Genomic DNA, 18,798 nt, shown 5'->3' with positions numbered 1-18,798 from the left:
TCTCTAATTAGTAATATTGTAGTTTCAAGCTTGAGTACAACAGGTATTTTTTTGATAATAGATGTAGAAAAGTAGTGGAATTTTAAAGTTTTTAAACAATAGAAATTTAATAACATGAATTGATTATGGATTTACCAACTCTTAAATTTTTTAACTGATATTATTGTTATATAAGATATTTTGGTTCTTTAAGATTAATTACTAATAATTGTTAAAAAATTATCGATTTAAGGTTGTTAGGGTGCTTTATGGCTAGACCTCTAAGAAAGGTTAATAGGGAAGGTGTTTTATACACTCGGCGTAGTATTGTTGAATGTGAGATTGATGAACTAGAAAAAATCAGTCATGAGGAGATTGTTGCCAGAAGTATTATTTGGCCAAAATCAATTGAGGGTTTTATATCAAGTGAAACATTGCTCTATTTTATTCGAAATACTGATAATTCTTGGCTTCGTGAAAAGTTACTCCTAGCTCTCTTAGAAAGAATACATCGTAATCTTCCTAAACCTCATAGCCTAGATGGAAGAACTTCTTCCTTAAGTAATATGGAAATCCGCGATAAAGTTCGTGATGATTTTATCGATTTACTATTAGTGGATCAGGATAGTTATGAGGAGCGTCTTGATTATTTTGAAGTCAACTTTAACAGCGCATTAGCTAAAGACCGAGTTGATGCACAAAATAAAATTCAAAATAAAGATAATCTCACTCAAGGATTATATGGTGAAGATGAAAATATCTTACCAGAGGTTGAAAATGCGTTAGAACCCTATGATCCTTTTGATGCAAATGAACTTGACAAAGAATATTACCGACGAAGTCTACATGAGGCGATTAATGTTTTATCACCACTTCAGCAACGTATTGTCGTAATGTGGTGTCACGATATACCCATTATTTCGAAAGATCCCAATGAAATGACAATCACTAAAACGTTGAAGAAGTCAGATAAAACTATTCGCACGCACCGTGATTTTGCGCTTGCAATATTGCGTAAACAACTAGAAAATAAGGAGAAATTTTAATGAGAGATCAAAATATTTCTCGTGAGGATGTACTGAGAGACTTCTCAGTAGAATTTGATTCTAGTAAAGATATCTTACTAAAGTATCTCATAGAGTTTCCTGAATATTCTAATGAATTAGTCGATCTGTCACTCGAGCTGTCTCGTGAAATTGATGACTGTGTACCACTTACCCCAGATGATGAAATAAGTATTGAGTCTGCTTTGGATCGATTTCGTAGGGGGCTTACCCAGCAATCGGAACAAATAGATATACCTCCACAGCGTTTCTCAAATGCAGCAAAGTTATTAAATCTTCCCAAACAAGTTTTAATGGCTTTTGGAGTAAGAAGAGTTGAACTGTCATCTGTTCCATTACATTTTATTAATAGGCTTGCGATAGTTCTACAGGTAACGACTGCTCAGTTGAAGGCCTTTCTTGCACTACCACCACAAGCACAACATAGCCGAAGTTATAAATCTAATGTAAAACCAACTGCGCCAAGCAAGGTATCTTTCGAAAAGATTCTTCATGATGCACTTATTCCAGAAGAACGAATTCAAGAGATAATAAATAGAGACGAATGATATGGATGCTATCGAGATCGCTCGCCAGCGCGCTGACAAACTACATCATGAGGCTGTAGGCAGAGGGCTAGATCCTTGGAACTCTTATGCTTTTGCTGTTGCTGAAGCTGCGTTTCGAGATATTGACGTAGAGAAGTGTTTACAATGTTCCGATGAATTAAATGGCGCACGGGCGTTCTTTGATAGCACATATAGATTAATTACACATGAGGATTTTGGTTCATCTTTTGAACAGGCATTTCTTGTAGCGCATGAAATTGGTCATGTTGAGCTAGGAGATGATACACAAGATGAATATGTTATTAGTATTGACCCTAGCCGTACAGCAGAATCTGAACTATCAGGAATAAGTCGCGTTGTGGATTATAACCATCGACAACGACGTGAAGTTCAGATGGATCTTTTCGCCCGAGAATTCTTGCTTCCGCGTTCAGTTGTTAAAAAAATGCATCTTGAATGCCATATGACTTGTAGTGATATCGCTAGTAAGCTCGGAGCACCTTTTGAGGTTGTTGCACAGCAAATGCTTGATGCAATGCTGTTGCCTATGGTTGAAAATAAACCACAAGAAATTGATCCAGAGATGCCTCTCAATGAAAAGCAGAATGATGCAGTAAATCATAGAGGTTCTGCTTTTTTACTTCAGGCTGGTCCAGGTACAGGTAAGACTCGAACTCTCATAGCAAGAGTTGAAAGTTTGCTGAATGAAGAGGTTGATCCTCGACGGATATTGTTATTAACCTTCTCGAATAAAGCAGCTGCGGAAATATCAGAACGTATCGCACGAAAGCAGCCCCATGAGGCAGCGGCTCTTTGGATAGGGACTTTTCATGGGTTTGGCCTTGATCTGCTTCGTCGATTTCATGATTTATGTGATTTACCAGCGGAACCCCGCTTAATGGATCGTTCAGAGGCTGTAGAACTTCTGGAAGAGGAGTTCTTACGTCTTAATTTAAATCATTATCGTGATTTGTACGATCCTTCTCAAAATATTGTCGATATTTTGAATGCTATTTCCCGGGCAAAGGATGAGGTGATAGATGCATTACAGTACCGAATTCTTGCAGAGAATATGCTAGCAAAGGCCAGTAGTGCAGAAGAACGTGAAACTGCTGAACGAGCATTAGAAGTTGCTGTAGTATACGAAGCTTATGAAAAGATAAAGAAACAAGAAAATTGTTTAGATTTTGGTGATTTAGTGATGCTACCAGTACAACTGCTGGAGGCTAATGCAGAGTTACGTCAACAGTTGCAGCATGATTATCTGCATGTATTGGTGGATGAATATCAGGATGTTAATAGGAGCAGTATCAGGTTATTAAAGGCTCTCAAACCATATGGTGATAATCTTTGGGTCGTTGGTGATGCAAAGCAGTCAATTTATCGGTTTCGTGGAGCCTCGTCATTTAATATATCGCGTTTTTGCGTGGATGATTTTCCCGGGAGTGTAGGTCAATCACTGAAAATTAATTACCGCTCTGCTTCAGAGATCGTGACATCATTTTCAAGCTTTGCATCAGATATGAAAACAGGCGGTACACACAGTGCTCTTACTGCAAATCGCCCTGCATCAGGTTTTCTTCCGGAAATACGAACAGTAGAAAGTGGTGACCTGGTAAGTTCCGCTTTAGCTGAATCAATTAATAAAATGTGTGATCTTGGTTTTAAGTATCGAGATCAAGCAGTTTTGTGTCGGGGAAATGACAAGCTCTCAGAATTAGGGCGGGATCTGGAACGATTGGGAATTCCGGTATTATTTCTGGGTAGCTTATTTGAGCGACCAGAAATTAAAGACCTTATAGCATTGGTCTCTATTTTGACAGATAAACGCGCTTCCGGATTGATTCGTATTGCATGTTGTACAGAATTTAAGATGCCAATGGAAGATGTCACTCAAATTCTAGAGCATCTACGCACAAGCGAAAGAGAACTTTGTGACTGCGACATATCATTGTTAGCTTTATCCCCAGAGGGATTATCTTCACTTGAAAAATTAAAAAATGTACTACAGGGTTTTAGTAATCACTCACACCCTTGGAATGTTTTAGCGACTGTGCTTTTCGATCGCACACGAATGATAGCTGAAATTGCAACATCAGAGTCTGTTGGAGGGAAAGCTGAAGGAATTGCTATTTGGCAGTTTATGAATTTTGCTCGGCAACAACTTAAAGGTAGTGCCTTTCCCATAGTAAAAATGATAATGCGAATACGTCGTTTACTTAAGCTTAACGATGATCGTGATCTCAGTCAGCTTCCGACAGCGGCCCAAAATATTGATGCAGTCAAATTGATGACGATTCATAGTTCAAAAGGTCTTGAGTTTCCTGTTGTTCATTTAAGTGGGGTTAATAAAGATACACTACCTGGCTCATATAGACGGACAAAATGTCCACCACCTGAGGGTATGGTTGCTGGTGGTAAAGGTTCATCTAATGATGTAGCCAGAGAAGCTCACGACAATGAGCAAGAATGTCTTTTTTACGTAGCAATGTCACGTGCACGAGAAAGACTATTTTTTTATGGTGCAAGGACTAAAGGTCAGAAAAAAATCCAACGTCCACTTTCTGGTTTTTTGGAAAGGATTGGCCCTGTTTCGCACATAAAAACTCTCCCAGTATTACAATTACCAATAGCGCCGGAAAGTATCCCATTAGTAGTGGAATTTCAGGGAGATGTAAGTTTCAGTGCTAATGCTTTAGATTTATATGATAGGTGCCCTAGACGGTTTCTATATACTCATCTTTTATGCATTGGTGGTCGTAGACAAGAAACTGCATTCATGCAAATGCATGAAGCAGTACGCGATGTATTTCAAGCATTAATTGGCTTAGATAATGATCCTTCAATAAATTGGAAACCTATGTTGGAGGCTACTTTTGAAAAGTTTGGTTTACATGAGCATGGATACGTAAGTGATTATCGTAATATCGCTGAGATGATGCTCAATTTTTTTATCCAGTCCAGAAATGGAGCAATTGTTGAAGTTTTTGATAAATTAGTTTTGAATGTTGCAGGTGTAAAGATAACAATTCATGTTGATGAAATGCTGCTACGAGATGATGTGCGTACGTTACGCTGTATCTTTACTGGTCATGCACCTAGTTCAGACCCAAAAAATATAAAATATGCAGCATTTTCCCTTGCTGCAAAGAGTACTTTTCCTGATTCATCTGCAGAATTGGTCTATTTAGCCGATAATAAGGTTTACCCTCTCGACTTTAAACCAAAAGCCCTAAACAATTTTGAAGACAAATTACGAGAAATTTTCATTCGTATCCGTGGTGGTGATTTTAAAATAGCAGATTCAGCATTTAGCTGCCCTAATTGTCCTGCGCTATTTATTTGCGGTAGAGTCCCGACCGGTATCATAAAGAAAAATTTTTAAAATAAATTATAAAAAAATTACCGACGATGCTTTGTCGGTCCGATTAAAGAGATGTAGCCAGAAAATTCCTTCTGGTCAAAACTTTAAGAGGTGTTTATATGAATCCTATTCAGGATGATTTTGATGATGTTGGCGAAGCGGTTCGTGAGAACCGTCCGTTAAAAGCTGCAAATGGATATCGCATTAGTGTTGGAATAGACAATGTGAATTTCCAACAGGCTTTTGTTTCTGATCCAGTGCCTACAGGGCGGCAGATATTATCTGTAGTAGGGCTTGATGATCGGGATGAGGTAACTCTTTATGCGATATTACCATCTGGTGAATTTGAAGATATTCGATTAAATGAAACTTTTGACTTGCGTGGGCGAGAAGTTGAACGGTTTATTGCTTTTCGTACGGATCGGGAATTCAAACTAACACTTGATGGTCGTCAGCTTAAATGGGGCAGGTCAGCTATTGAGGCCAACAACTTGTATGTATTGTCAGGTATTAGTCCAGATCAAGCCGTATTTTTGGAGGTGCGAGGTGGTACTGATCGCCTTATTGAACCTGATGAATTGCTGGATCTTACAGCTCCTGGTATAGAGCATTTTATTACAGCTAAACGACCAGTTCAGGGTTACACCATCACTATTAATTCTCTTGATGAATCAGTACCTAATAAGCAAGTCACATTTGAACAGGTTGTCCAACTGGCATTTCCTAATGACCCAATCGGATCAAATATTATCTACTCTATGACTTATCGTCATGCAGCATCTAGACCAAATGCTGGTGAGCTTGCGGAGGGTGGGGTTATTGAAGTTAAACATCAGGGGACGATTTTCAATGTCACAAAAACTATTCAATCTTAATGATGATTTACGCCAGCTTCGTGAAGCTGGCTATCATGTGCAAATTATTGCCGGCTTCCTTGTTATGAAAGAGGTACCTTATGTAAATGCACAAAAATGCGTTCGCAAAGGTACCCTTGTAACATCATTGGATCTTGCCGGTGATAATACACGTAAACCTGGGTGTCATGTCATGCATTGGGATGGGGAATATCCTTGTAAAGCTAATGGAATGCCTATAGATGAAATTCGCCATGTAACTCAGCACATGGATTTTGGTCATGGTATTACTGCTGAACATAGCTTTTCAAGTAAACCAGGTCCAGAAGGATACCCAGATTACTTTGCTAAAATGTCTACCTACGCGACGATTTTGTCTGGTCCAGCAGCGGTATTACAGCCAGGTATGAGTCCAAAGATATTTCGTGCTCCTGATGAAACTGAAATTGAAAGCATTTTTAATTATATTGATACAGCTTCTGATCGTGCCGGGATAGGCAAACTTTCAGAAAAGCTAGAAAGCGAGGTTGTTTCAATAATTGGAACTGGGGGGACTGGAAGTTATATTATTGATTTAGTTTGCAAAACTCCCGCACATGAGATACGTCTGTTTGATGCGGATGAGTTTTTACAGCATAACGCTTTTCGTGCTCCTGGTGCTCCCTTATTACATGAGCTGCGAAATGCGCCACTGAAGGTCAATTATTTCAAAAATATTTACGACCGAATGCATCGTAATATTGTTGCGAATCCAGTTAGCTTGAACTCTACCAATCTTGAATTATTAAATGGAACTTCGTTTGCGTTTATTTGTATTGATGCTGGTGAAGATAAGAAAGCGATCATTCAGAAATTGGAGTTACTTGATATACCTTTTATTGATGTTGGAATGGGAATAGAGTTCGTAAATGGTAGTCTTGGTGGCATTTTGAGAGTGACAAGTAGTACTCCTGATAAACGCGAACATATCCATTCAGGACGTATTTCATTTGCTAGTGTTGGTGAGAATGATCTTTATGCATCTAATATACAAGTCGCTGATTTAAACTCATTAAATGCGGCTTTAGCTGTAATTAAATGGAAAAAATTGAGAGGCTTTTATAGAGATTTGGAGAATGAACATCACTCTACCTACACTACGGATGGAAATATGTTACTGAATGGGGATCTGACATGCTGAAAATTAAAAAGCTAACAAACCATTTTATCCGTAATATCCCACGTGAAATCGATACAGGCGTTTTATATATCTCAATGGAATATGCAACAGCAGTGCATAGCTGCTGTTGCGGCTGTGGAGAACGGGTTGTTACTCCATTATCACCAACCGACTGGAAAATGATTTTTGATGGCGAAAGTGTTTCACTGACGCCATCTGTTGGGAATTGGAATTCTGCATGTCGTTCACACTACATTATTAAACAAAATGTAGTAATTGAAGCTGGTAGTTGGAGCGAAGATCGAATCACAGCAGAAAGAAAGAGGGATAAATTAGCTAAGACTCATTATTATCAATCTATGGCTCAACCAGAGAGTGAAGTAAATAATAATGAAAAAGAAGCTACCTTTAGAAAACCGCCTGAGAATAAAGGTATTTGGGATAGTTTGCGTAGATGGTCACGAAAATTAATTAATAAAATTGATTAGTGAAATAGGGATAATCTCTCCATGAGTCAGACAAATCCGAAGTATAGTTTTTCATATTTTCCCTGTTTAAAGCAGGGAGAATATTAGCTAACTAAAACTAACATAATATACTCTATGCAAATCTTTTAAGATCAATAGCATAATACTTTATGAAAAGCCCACTTCTACTCGAATTGTCTTTTTTATGACAACTTATGTGTCCTTCAGGCACTGTTGCAAATAATATTAGAAATGAATTGGGTTAGAAATTAAAAAATAATTTTCAGCAAGACTTTTATTTATCATAGTCTTGCTGAATTATTAAGATTAATTTATATATTTATAGTAAGAAACACATAACAAATAATAACCTCAAAGAGGTATTTGGTTATCGAGTATTTCTTTCAGAATATATAAGACTACTATCCTATATAATTCAATATTTGAGTTTAAAGAAGCTTAAAAATATTTTGTAAAGTTTGGATAAACCAAGTTCGAGCTTCTAAATCATCTCGATGGTTATACCAATTAACACTGACGTTAAAGGGTTTTACGGCAAAGGGTAATTCAAAAACATTTACCTCACTGTTTCGTTCATACACTTTTGCAGCACGTGAGGGTAAAGTAACCAACAATTCAGAACTGCTCACTACATCTTGTAAGACACTAAAATGTGGTAGCTCTAGCATAATTTCTCTTTTTAAACCTAACTCTTTCAGTCTTTGATCAATTTCAATATGCCCTGTAGAAGATTTAATAGCAGCATGTTTCTCCCGTAAATATTGTTTTAAACTGGGCTGCTGTTGTATACGGGGATGTTGTTTATGCGCTATACACATATACCGCTCTTCAAATACATTACGTGATTCAATTCTAGGCATAACGGTATAGCTACTATTAAACACGGCAACATCTAAAGAACCATCAACAAGCCATTCTTCAACTTTACTTGATCTGATTTCTTCGATTTCAATCTTAATAAAAGGTGCTTCTTTTGAAAGATACTGAATTAAAGATGGTAGCAAACATATTTCTCCCAAATCCGATAAACCCAGTCGAAATATTCGAGTGGAAGTTTTAGGATTGAAATTTTGAGAGGCAGTAATTGCTACTTCAATTTCTTCTATTGATTTGCTAAAGCTAGGATATAAGCTTTGTGCTAGTTTAGTTGGCTTAACTCCAAACTTATCACGTTCAAATAAAGGATCATTTAGAAATTTACGTAAACGATTTAGATTATAGGTCACAGAGGGCTGACTTAAATTCAATCGCTCAGCAGCATGACTGATATTTTTAGTCTCATAAACAATAATAAAAACTTTAATAAGGCTTAGATCAATCAATTTGAATATCTCGATGATATTAGGGAGGATTCCCCTCCCTGATTCACTTTTAGACTTGTACTACAGTGCGTTTCAATCTTGTTTTCTTTAAGCGGAAGTGGATCATCGATACACTGATAACAGCAATGATACAAGGAATTGCAAGAGCAATAAAATTATATTTGATCGGTAAACTTAAACTCAGTAACCAGCCACATAAAATTGGCCCTAGGATAGCTCCTAAACGTCCAATTCCTAAGGCCATGCCTAAACCCGTTGCACGTATATTAGATGAATAAAATTGAGACATATAAGCCAGTAATAAAATTTGTCCACCAATTGAAGCCGCTCCCGCAATTGCAATACAAATATAAAGAACAAAAGTCGGTAGACTGTAACTGAGGAGAAATAAGGCAATAGCGCCACTCATAAAGAGTGTACATAACACTTTGGCTAGATTAAAACGGTCAGCGAAATAACCACCACCAATTGCACCTAACATCCCCCCAATATTTAGAGCAAAAAGGAAAAACAAGCTCGTCGATAAATCATAACCTGCTTCAACCATCAGTTTTGGCAACCAGTTTCCTAAGGCGTATACCAAAACTAAGGCCATAAATACACTTCCCCAGAATAAAAGAGTGATTGGACCACGATTTTCTGTAAATAGATCTTTTACTGGGGTTTTAGAGGAAGTTTGATTAGCTTGATGCAGGCTAATGCTCGTTTGGGTAGTATAAGTAATATTACTGTCAATTTGCTTGAGAATATGAATTGCTTGTTCAGTTTTTTTGCGGCGTACCAAATAATCAATCGATTCAGGGAGTAGTAACCAAATCATAGGTAATAATAGAAGTGGTAATCCTCCTAAAATAAACATGATTTTCCAACCATATTGTGGAACCAGCCACATACCTAACAAGGCAGAACACATGCCTCCTACTGCATAGCCACTAAACATTAAAGAGACTAACGTAGCACGTAATTTTTTAGGGGCATATTCAGTCATAAGTGCAATAACATTGGGCATTACTCCACCTAAACCAAGGCCAGCAATAAAGCGGAAAATTCCAAAACTTTGCGGATTCGAAGCATAGCCACATAAAAGTGTGAAACTACTAAATAAACAAACACATAAGATAATTAATTTTTTTCGGCTAAATCCGTAAGCTTCTAATTTATCGCTCAGACTACCAAAAATTATCGCACCAAACATCATTCCAAATAAGGCGATACTACCCAGGAATCCTGCAGTAATGGAATCAATTTGCCATTCCACCATGAGCTTTGGCAGCGCCACACCATAAATAACCAAATCATATCCATCGAAGATAATGATGAGTGCGCTCAGTAAAATCACTCGCCAATGAATTGCTTTTAATGGAGCATGATCCATGACTTCATTTGCATTAATACTTTGCATTACAGACCTCCCTGGTCATATAGATTGCAATATTTTATTTGACAGACTTTAATAATTCACTACGTAATAACTGAAGTGAGAACGAGTAGATATCTATGCTCACTGTATTTATTTTCTGTACTTTCGCAGATCCATAATTTCCTTATCGGTATATTGTTACGATTAACAAATCTTTTATGCTAATTCGGATTAATTCTAAGTTTGTCTTTACATGAAGTTTGTAAAACGTCTATAGGATGGAGAGGATCAACCTATCCATCCTAAAAAATTATGCGCTAGCCCGTCGACGTTCAACATCAGAAGATGGAGTACATTCATGTTCTTTCACCAACTCAACATTAAATTGAATATGTTTAAATGGTTTATCTACATTCCGGCGTTCTATTTCAGCTTTATTAGTTACATCCACCGCGGTTGCCACTAGACCTTCACGTGTTGCAAACGCGAAGTCATCCCATAAGTACTTATCACCCTCAATATTGAACTGAGTCGTGAGCTTTCGGTAACCTGGTGCTGAAACAAAGTAATGAACATGAGAAGGACGATTACCGTGACGGCCTAATTTGTTGAGTAAAGCCTGTGTAGTACCCTCGGGAGGACAGCCATAACCGACCGGCATAGTCGTTTGAGCAGTATAATGACCATCTTGATCGGTAAAAATAGTACGACGAAGATTAAAATCAGATTGTGATTTATCGAAAAAGGAGTAGTTACCCAAGCTATTGGCATGCCAGACTTCCACTTTGGCACCTTCAATAATATTACCATCTGTATCGGTTACAGTACCTTCAATAAAAAGTAAGTCGACCTTATCAGATTCTGAACCATCATCCATGCGAGCGAAGCCGACAGATTCTGGTGCACCAGCGACATACAGTGGTCCTTCAATGGTACGTGGTGTTCCTTTCGTAATACCTGCTTTAATATCAGCTTCATCCGCACGTAAGTCTAGAAAATGTTCAAGACCAAGACCTGCAGCCAATAATCCTAATTCATTAGCTTGTCCAGCATCGGTAAGATATTCAAGACCTTTCCATACTTCACTCTGGGTCAGGTCAAGATCTTCAATCGCCTGGAATAGATCAGATACTAAACGTACCACAACTTGTTGAACGCGATCATCCACTGGACCTATTGCAGTGTCCACATTCATTTTTTTAACTAAAGTGTCAATTTCCTGACGGTTCATACTATTGCTCCTTAAGTATGTTTATTTGTTGGTGAATCATGCTTCTCTCATCATGTGAGAAACTTAGCGTCCTTTGCTTTTTCGATTTGACTTCTAATTTCAACCTACCAGTTTTAAATGCTGCTGAATGTCCAGCTGTAATGCTGTGTTAGCATCTTCAATATCCTTTTCAAGCGAGTGTTGCCATAACCAATCAAATCGATGTGCTAAATGTGCGCCTACTTCTTCAAAGCTTGGATAATCGGGTGAATAAAGTTCATAAATTTCCCCCGACTCATGGGAGGTATGTTGAACTTTAACTGCGCGATCTAAACGGATATCTTCATAAATTTTTGATACCAATTTAATATTTTCTGCTGTGAGCTGTGGATTGGCCAATAAGTTAGCCAAGATCAGTGCGTCTTCCAAGCCCTGCCCTGCGCCGGCACCCTGATGCGGTAACATGGCATGTGCTGCATCACCAATCACAATGACATTTTGGGTTTTATTTTTATAGGTGGTTAAAGGTGGTGTTTCATGTAATGCCCAAATCGTCGGCTGTTCAATCAGATTCAATAATGCCTGACAACTCTCACTCCAATCCGCAAAGTCATCTAACATTTCTTGTTTAGAAACGGATTTAGTCCAAGGCGTATTTTCAGGTAATGTCGTTTGGGTACGGTCTGATTTAAAGGCAACAATATTAATTTCTTCGCCCTGACGAATTGGGAAGGTTAAAATATGTTTATCTTTACCTAACAACATTTGAGGCACTTCAGCTAGTTCTGGATCATTACCAAGCTCTTTAATGGCTTGTTTAAAGTCCTCAAATTTAATGATTCCACGATAAGCCCAAGTTCCAGAAAATTCCGGACTTACACGTTTCAGCTGGTGAGAATCAAGTACATGGTTACGAACTACAGAATGGATACCATCACATCCAATCAGATAATCACATTCAACACGCTGACCATCTATAAATTGAATCGAAACCTGATGATCTGTAGCCTTAATTTCTTGTACTCGTTTGTTAAAATGCACATTTTTATGCGGAACCAAAGGAATCAGCGTATCCAAAAAATCTGCGCGATGTACAGAAGATTGCCCCACATTCGGAGCTATAGAAGCTGATAAGTATTCATCGGTATAACCATTACGCCATTGAAACCAGATATCGGTAAAAGGGGCTTTTACTTTGTCTGCGATACTTTCATATTCGTTCGCCAAGCCTAATAAGTGAATTGCTTTTACAGCATTTGCACCAAAAGAAATTCCTGCACCAATTTCAGAAAATTGCGGGGCTGCTTCATAAAGATGCACATCTAAATTTTGATTTTTCACCAATTGTGTAGTAAGTGCTAATCCTGCAATCCCACCACCAATCACCGCAACTTTAATCTTTTTGTCCATTTTTAGCATTCCTTACTAAACTGCTTAGATTTCCATCATTAGCGATTTTTCAGAATTTATCCAATTTATATTTTTTAACTTGAACTATCTAAATTTTTGATACTTATTATTTATAAGGACATGATCTAATTAAAAGATATTAAATATCTGATTCATAAGGATGGTGATTTAACTGAATCAGAATTTTGGATTAATCAATTTCACAAAACACTATTTCTTAATATTAAAAATTTATTTTTAATAAAATCAATGAAATACTTGTATTTTAGCTGTGTAGAATTATTTTCTCGATAAACCATATATAAGTTTCTATGCAGTGGATTAAACTCTGTCAAACATTCAACTATTTTTCCTGATGATAAATCAGCTTGAATGTCCCAATTCAATTTATAAGCAATGCCCTGGCCTGCTAATACCCATTGATGAACTATTTCACTACTACTACTAGACAATTGAGGTGAGACTTTTACTATTGTATTTTTACCATTCTCCATAAACGGCCACTCACTAAATGTATGCCGATTTCTGATCAAACAGAGACAGTGATGATCCGCCAAACTATACGGATTATCGGGTATTCCAAACTTTTTAAAATATTCAGGAGATGCGCAATAAATTTTTTTACCTTGTATAAGCGGGACAGAACAGTAATCAATCTCTAGAGGGACTTCAATCTGAAAGGAGAAATCGAGTTCCTGTTCCATTAAATCTACTTTTGAATCAGACAATAATAATTCAATGTTTAAATGAGGATATTGTTTTGCAAACTCTGCAATCCAACCAGCTAAATGCTGTTTCCCGAATTGATTGAGTGAACCAATTCGTAATCGTCCAGTCAAAAAGTCCTGTTCACCTTGTAAGTTATTTTCCATTTTTTCAAGTAAGGACAAAATATGCTGGGTATTTTCTAAAAAATATTCCCCTTTTTCAGTTAACTTGAAACGTCGAGAATTTCGATCAATTAACTTAACGCCGAATCTCTGTTCGATTTGAGATAGACGACGGCTCATTGATGGCAATGAGCTTTCCAACAAGACTGCAGCACGTGTAAGTGAACCTGCCTCTACAATTTTTAAAAAAAATTCTAGATCATTCACTTTATCTCTAATTTTCATTCTTTCATTTTATGAAACTTATACTCTCATTTTAGCCTATTTTTTCTTCTTAAATATAGTTCATATTATCTAAATTCAAAATAAAGGATGCATTATTTTGAATTTTCAAATACTGAGAATCTATTCTTACACTACAGAATGAATCTGGGTGCTTTCAAGGAGAAATACATGTCACTAGTTCACATTTCAGGATTTATAAATGGCGATTTTTTACCCATTGCCACCCAGACTCAGCCTGTATATGATCCAGGGAATTTTACCCATCAAATTGGTTCTATTAGTAATACCAGTTTAAATGATGTCGAAAATGCTATTAATATTGCACATCAAGCTTTTCTTAGCTGGAAAGACAGTAGTATTGCTGAACGTCAAAACTGTTTAAAACAGGCTGCCGATCTCATTTTTCAAAAAAAAGATGAACTAAAAGAACTGCTTATTTCTGAACATGGTGGCATGCTTTGGGAAGCAGAAACTGATTTTTATTTGGGTTCAGGCGTAATGAGTATGTATGCTCAGGCTCCAGATGATCTTTTGATACCTAAAGAAATTTCAGAAGAAACAGGCTGGATACGAATTCATAAAAGACCTAAGGGTGTCATCTCTGCAATTGTGCCTTGGAATATGCCTATTGTATTAACAATGATGAAGTTAGGTCCTTTATTACTTGCAGGTAATACTGTGGTATTGAAGCCTTCTCCATTCTCAGCATTGGCTTTAACTCAATTGCTTGCCAAAATAGCAGCCGTATTTCCAAAAGGCGTGATTAACGTCGTACATGGCGATGCAGATGTAGGAAATATTTTAACGAGTCACCCTCTAGTTCGTAAAGTTGCATTTACTGGTGGCACAGCCACCGGTGCAGCCGTAATGGCAAGTGCAGCGCAAACAATTAAAGATGTCACTTTAGAATTAGGTGGAAATGATGCGGCAATTATTTTAGAAGATATCGATTTCCAATCTATCCTACCAAAATTATTAAAGGGTGTATTTACACGTAGTGGGCAAATTTGTTTTGCAGTTAAACGTATATATGTGCCGAAAGATAAGCTTGATCAATATTTCGATCTTTTCTGTGAAGAAGTGGATAAATATAAAGTTGGCCATGGCTTAAATTCAGCTGCCAATTTTGGCCCACTCAACAATAAAAAGCAGTGGGCTATCGTACAGAAATTTATTGAAAATGCTAAAGCCTCGGATCAATGTGAAGTACGTGAGTTAGGTCAAAAACTGAATCCAGAACAATGGGACAATGGATACTACGTTCTACCGCACGTCGTGAAAACCCTAGATAACTCATTAGAGATTGTTCAGCAGGAACAATTCGGACCCATTATTCCACTGATCGGTTATGAAACTGTAGAACAAGCGATTGAATATGCAAATGATAATGAGCAAGGTCTATGTTCATCTGTTTGGTCTGACAATATTGAGCTTGCCTATGATATTGCACAAAAGATAGAGGCGGGTAGTACATTTATTAATAGTCATAGTTTTGACTCTTTACAACTCGGCATGCCATTTGGTGGAATCAAGCAAAGTGGTATTGGTCGTGAATTAGACATCAATGAAACATTGAAATCATATCTAGAACCCCACTCTATTCGACTTATTAAATGAAGATCTAGACCATATTAATTTATAGGTTATCTAGCGAAAAGCTAGATAACACTTACATTTAAGGAAAAATGTATGAAAATCAAAGCTGCACTTGCGAAAGAAAAAAATTATCCATTAGTTATTGAAGAAATCGAAATTGAAGAACCTAAAGAAGATGAAGTTCTAATAAAAATAGTTGCATCTGGTATTTGTCATACTGATGCAGAATCAATAAAAGGAAATGGAACTCCTTTCCCAGCAGTATTAGGACACGAAGGCTCAGGAATTATTGAAAGAGTTGGTTCAAACGTTACTCATTTAAAAGTGGGTGATCATATCGTCCTATCTTATTCATACTGTAACTCTTGCTCCCAGTGTCTTACAGGGCACCACAATTTATGTATACGTACTGTTGAACTTAATTTTGGTGGAAAACTACAAGATCAAACCTATCGACTGCATAAGGATGGTCAAAATTACTCTACCTTTTTTGGACAGTCGTCTTTTGCCACCTATGCTGTAGCAAATATAAATAATATAGTCAAAGTGGATCATGATGTAGATCTGAGATTACTAGGTCCTTTAGGATGTGGTATTCAAACTGGTAGTGGTACGGTGATGAACAGCTTGAAACCCGAACCTGGAAGCTCTATTGCCATTTATGGAGCAGGTGCAGTTGGATTAAGTGCAGTGATGGCCGCTAATCTTTTAGGGCTAAAAAATATTATCGTTATTGATATACATGAAAATCGTCTTGAGTTAGCGAAAGAACTTGGAGCTACTCATGCTCTAAATAGTCAAAGTTTAAATGTAGTAGAAGAAGTGAAAAAAATTACAGATGGCGGTGTTCATTATGCAATTGAAACGACCGGTGTTCCTGTTGTCATTAAAAATGGAATAGATTCATTGAGAGTAGCAGGAAAAATCTCGATTGTCGGTATGGGAGGAGATGTAACTTTAAACTTTACAAATGATATTTTGATGGAAGGTAAAACGATTGTAGGTACGATACAAGGTGACTCTACTCCTCAAGTACATATTCCTAAAATCATTGAATATTATAAAGAAGGAAAATTTCCTTTCGACAAGCTTGTAAAATTTTATAATTTTAATGATATTAATCAAGCATTTGAAGATTCAAAAACTGGCATAACGATCAAGCCAGTAGTTATAATTGGCTCATAGCTTACTTATAGTTATAATTAAGCTAAAAAATATAACTCATTGTTAGTACAGTACTTCATTTATAAGTACTGTACTAATCAATATGATTATTCGTAATGAATTACTGTACGAATCGATTTACCTTCGTGCATGAGGTCAAAAGCTTCATTAATGTTGTCCAAGCCCATGGTATGGGTCACAAAAGGCTCAAGTTGAATTTCCCCCTTCATTGCATCTTCAACCATGTCCGGAAGTTGTGAACGACCTTTCACGGCACTGTTGCAAATAGCCATTGATGATAAGCTAAATAGTTTTTTAGCTAAAGGTTCAGTGTATGAATCCCTTCCATGGTCGGCATTTTCAGGGCGAAATCATTCTTTGGGCTGTACGCTGGTATTGTAAATATGGCATCAGCTATCGTGAACTTCAGGAAATGCTTTCCGAACCCGGTGTAAATGTTAATCACACTACTATTTACCGTTGGGTTCAACGTTATGCTCCTGAAATAGAAAAACGCTTACGCTGGTATTGGCGTAATCCTACACATCTCGGCACATGGCATATTGATGAAACTTATGTAAAAGTGAATGGAAGATGGTCTTATCTGTATCGTGCAGTCGATCAACGTGGCTTTACCATTGATTTTTACCTTTCTTCTAGACGTAATACCAAATCAGCATATTGTTTTCTTGAAAAATTTTAAATAATGTGAAGAAGTGGCAAATTCCACAAGTGATCAATACGGATAAAGCACCCACATATGGAGGTGCTTTATCACGGTTAAAACGGGAAGGAAAATGTCCACCAGACCTTGAGCACAGGCAGGTTAAGTACAAAAATAACGTGATCGAATGTGATCATGGCAAGCTAAAGCGGATTATCAGGGCCACCTTAGGATTCAAATCTATGAAAACGGCTTATGCCACAATTAAAGGTATTGAAGTCATGCGTGCACTACGTAAAGGACAAGCTTCATCATTTTATTATGGTCAGCCTCAGGGTGAAGTGTATCTGGTGAATAGAGTTTTCGGTCTCTAAGCACTTTTTAAAGGGAACATCATCGACTCAGATCCCTATTTGCAACAGTGCCGTTATAACTTTAGGAATTTCTTTTAAGTTATTTCTATATTTTATGAAAAATAGTTTCTATTTAAGCTGTCCTAAAATTAGCCCAATGCAGCCTATATAAAATACATTTTATTTATATTTTAAAAATCAGCAACATAATACTTTGTAAAATCCCATTCAATTTCTAATAGGATTTTTTATTGATTTATCACGTTCTAAGGCTTTCATAATCTCAACTAAATATAGTCGCCAATTCAAATTGAGTTACTCACCTGCTTTTAAATACCGATATACCGCCTGGCGACTAATTCCAAATGCTTGGCCTAATGCCATTTTTGAAGAGTACTTCCCTTCCTTCCATGCTTGTCGTAAAGCTTCGGCCTGATCAGGTTTCAATTTGTGTACCCGGCCTTTATACTTCCCTTGAGCAGAGGCGAGTTTAATTCCTTCCTTTTGTCGCTCCAGAATAATCTCACGTTCAAACTGTGCAAAAGCCCCCATCAGTTGCAGCATCAAATTATCCATCGGGGTGGATTGGGCCGTAAAAGTAATATTTTCTTTTACAAACTGGATGGCGATCCCTCCTTTAACCAGTTTATCTACTTCGGTAACCAAATCTTTTAGGCTTCGTGCAAAACGATCCATGGAATGTACAACAACCCTGTCCCCTTCCCGGAGATAGTTCAACATTTCCTGAAATTTCGGCCGGTCGGTATTTTGGCACTGTTGCAAATAACCACGAATGGTAAGCTGAAGACTGTTTTAGCTAAAGGTGCAGCATATGAATCCTTTCCATGGTCGGCATTTTCAGGGCGAAATCATTCTTTGGGCTGTGCGCTGGTATTGTAAATATGGCATTAGCTATCGTGAACTGCAGGAAATGCTGGCCGAACGGGGTGTGAATGTTGATCACACGACTATTTACCGTTGGGTTCAACGTTATGCTCCTGAAATAGAAAAACGTTTACGCTGGTATTGGCGTAATCCTACAGATCTGAGCTCGTGGCATATTGATGAAACCTATGTAAAAGTGAATGGACGATGGTCTTATCTGTATCGTGCAGTCGATCAACGTGGCGATACCATTGATTTTTATC

At 37.3% G+C, this 18,798-nt stretch carries 13 protein-coding genes and 4 pseudogenes; 10 read left to right on the top strand and 7 right to left on the bottom strand.

Annotated elements, in window-relative coordinates; genetic code table 11:
• The first annotated feature begins 248 nt into the window (after positions 1 to 248).
• The 6 genes from Aba26S_RS17910 (at position 249) to Aba26S_RS17885 (ending at position 7,456) form a co-directional block, all read left to right on the top strand.
• On the top strand, positions 249 to 1,025 hold the full coding sequence (locus tag Aba26S_RS17910; RefSeq protein ID WP_005093369.1) for a hypothetical protein: 777 nt from the start codon (positions 249 to 251) through the stop codon (positions 1,023 to 1,025).
• Positions 1,025 to 1,591, top strand: coding sequence for a hypothetical protein (locus Aba26S_RS17905; protein WP_033917445.1), 567 nt, complete (start codon positions 1,025 to 1,027; stop codon positions 1,589 to 1,591). The genes Aba26S_RS17910 and Aba26S_RS17905 overlap by 1 nt, the downstream gene beginning before the upstream one ends.
• A gap of 1 nt (position 1,592) precedes the next feature.
• Complete coding sequence (locus Aba26S_RS17900) at positions 1,593 to 4,976, top strand: UvrD-helicase domain-containing protein (protein WP_033917444.1); 3,384 nt, start codon at positions 1,593 to 1,595, stop codon at positions 4,974 to 4,976.
• 98 nt (positions 4,977 to 5,074) lie between these two features.
• The gene (locus tag Aba26S_RS17895) at positions 5,075 to 5,830 is read left to right on the top strand and encodes a multiubiquitin domain-containing protein (RefSeq protein ID WP_005093363.1); all 756 of its coding nucleotides are present in this window, start codon (positions 5,075 to 5,077) and stop codon (positions 5,828 to 5,830) included.
• Positions 5,805 to 6,989, top strand: coding sequence for a ThiF family adenylyltransferase (locus Aba26S_RS17890; RefSeq protein WP_005093361.1), 1,185 nt, complete (start codon positions 5,805 to 5,807; stop codon positions 6,987 to 6,989). Before Aba26S_RS17895 ends, Aba26S_RS17890 begins: the two co-directional genes overlap by 26 nt.
• On the top strand, positions 6,983 to 7,456 hold the full coding sequence (locus Aba26S_RS17885) for a DUF6527 family protein (protein WP_005093359.1): 474 nt from the start codon (positions 6,983 to 6,985) through the stop codon (positions 7,454 to 7,456). Before Aba26S_RS17890 ends, Aba26S_RS17885 begins: the two co-directional genes overlap by 7 nt.
• Before the next feature lie 428 nt (positions 7,457 to 7,884).
• Here Aba26S_RS17885 and Aba26S_RS17880 read toward each other — a convergent pair whose 3' ends face one another.
• From Aba26S_RS17880 to Aba26S_RS17860, 5 genes are all read right to left on the bottom strand, one after another.
• A complete protein-coding gene (locus Aba26S_RS17880) occupies positions 7,885 to 8,775 on the bottom strand; it encodes a LysR family transcriptional regulator (RefSeq protein WP_026438256.1) in 891 nt (296 codons plus the stop codon).
• 52 nt (positions 8,776 to 8,827) lie between these two features.
• Positions 8,828 to 10,180, bottom strand: coding sequence for an MFS transporter (locus Aba26S_RS17875; RefSeq protein ID WP_019838314.1), 1,353 nt, complete (start codon positions 10,178 to 10,180; stop codon positions 8,828 to 8,830).
• A 268-nt stretch (positions 10,181 to 10,448) separates the two neighbouring features.
• Complete coding sequence (gene catA / locus Aba26S_RS17870) at positions 10,449 to 11,369, bottom strand: catechol 1,2-dioxygenase (RefSeq protein WP_033917443.1); 921 nt, start codon at positions 11,367 to 11,369, stop codon at positions 10,449 to 10,451.
• Between the two features lie 99 nt (positions 11,370 to 11,468).
• Complete coding sequence (gene salA / locus Aba26S_RS17865; protein WP_019838315.1) at positions 11,469 to 12,758, bottom strand: salicylate 1-monooxygenase; 1,290 nt, start codon at positions 12,756 to 12,758, stop codon at positions 11,469 to 11,471.
• Positions 12,759 to 12,958: 200 nt separating this feature from the next.
• Positions 12,959 to 13,873, bottom strand: a complete 915-nt coding sequence (locus Aba26S_RS17860; protein ID WP_019838316.1) for a LysR family transcriptional regulator — start codon at positions 13,871 to 13,873, stop codon at positions 12,959 to 12,961.
• Positions 13,874 to 14,041: 168 nt separating this feature from the next.
• Here Aba26S_RS17860 and Aba26S_RS17855 point away from each other — a divergent pair, with 168 nt between their 5' ends.
• Complete coding sequence (locus tag Aba26S_RS17855) at positions 14,042 to 15,490, top strand: aldehyde dehydrogenase family protein (RefSeq protein ID WP_019838317.1); 1,449 nt, start codon at positions 14,042 to 14,044, stop codon at positions 15,488 to 15,490.
• 72 nt (positions 15,491 to 15,562) lie between these two features.
• Positions 15,563 to 16,654, top strand: a complete 1,092-nt coding sequence (locus tag Aba26S_RS17850; RefSeq protein ID WP_019838318.1) for an NAD(P)-dependent alcohol dehydrogenase — start codon at positions 15,563 to 15,565, stop codon at positions 16,652 to 16,654.
• 86 nt (positions 16,655 to 16,740) lie between these two features.
• Here Aba26S_RS17850 and Aba26S_RS17845 read toward each other — a convergent pair.
• Positions 16,741 to 16,905, bottom strand: a pseudogene (locus Aba26S_RS17845) (S-(hydroxymethyl)glutathione dehydrogenase); the annotation flags it as partial.
• 62 nt (positions 16,906 to 16,967) lie between these two features.
• Between Aba26S_RS17845 and Aba26S_RS17840 the strand changes: the two are divergent.
• Positions 16,968 to 17,671 (top strand): annotated as a pseudogene (locus Aba26S_RS17840) (IS6 family transposase).
• A 294-nt stretch (positions 17,672 to 17,965) separates the two neighbouring features.
• Here the strand turns inward: Aba26S_RS17840 and Aba26S_RS17835 are convergent.
• A pseudogene (locus Aba26S_RS17835) lies at positions 17,966 to 18,421 on the bottom strand (recombinase family protein); the annotation flags it as partial.
• Between the two features lie 61 nt (positions 18,422 to 18,482).
• Here Aba26S_RS17835 and Aba26S_RS17830 point away from each other — a divergent pair.
• Positions 18,483 to 18,798 (top strand): annotated as a pseudogene (locus tag Aba26S_RS17830) (IS6-like element IS1006 family transposase); the annotation flags it as partial.

Source organism: Acinetobacter sp. NBRC 110496, from assembly GCF_000876115.1.
Lineage (GTDB): Bacteria > Pseudomonadota > Gammaproteobacteria > Pseudomonadales > Moraxellaceae > Acinetobacter.
This window is presented reverse-complemented; position numbering and strand designations above follow the sequence as displayed.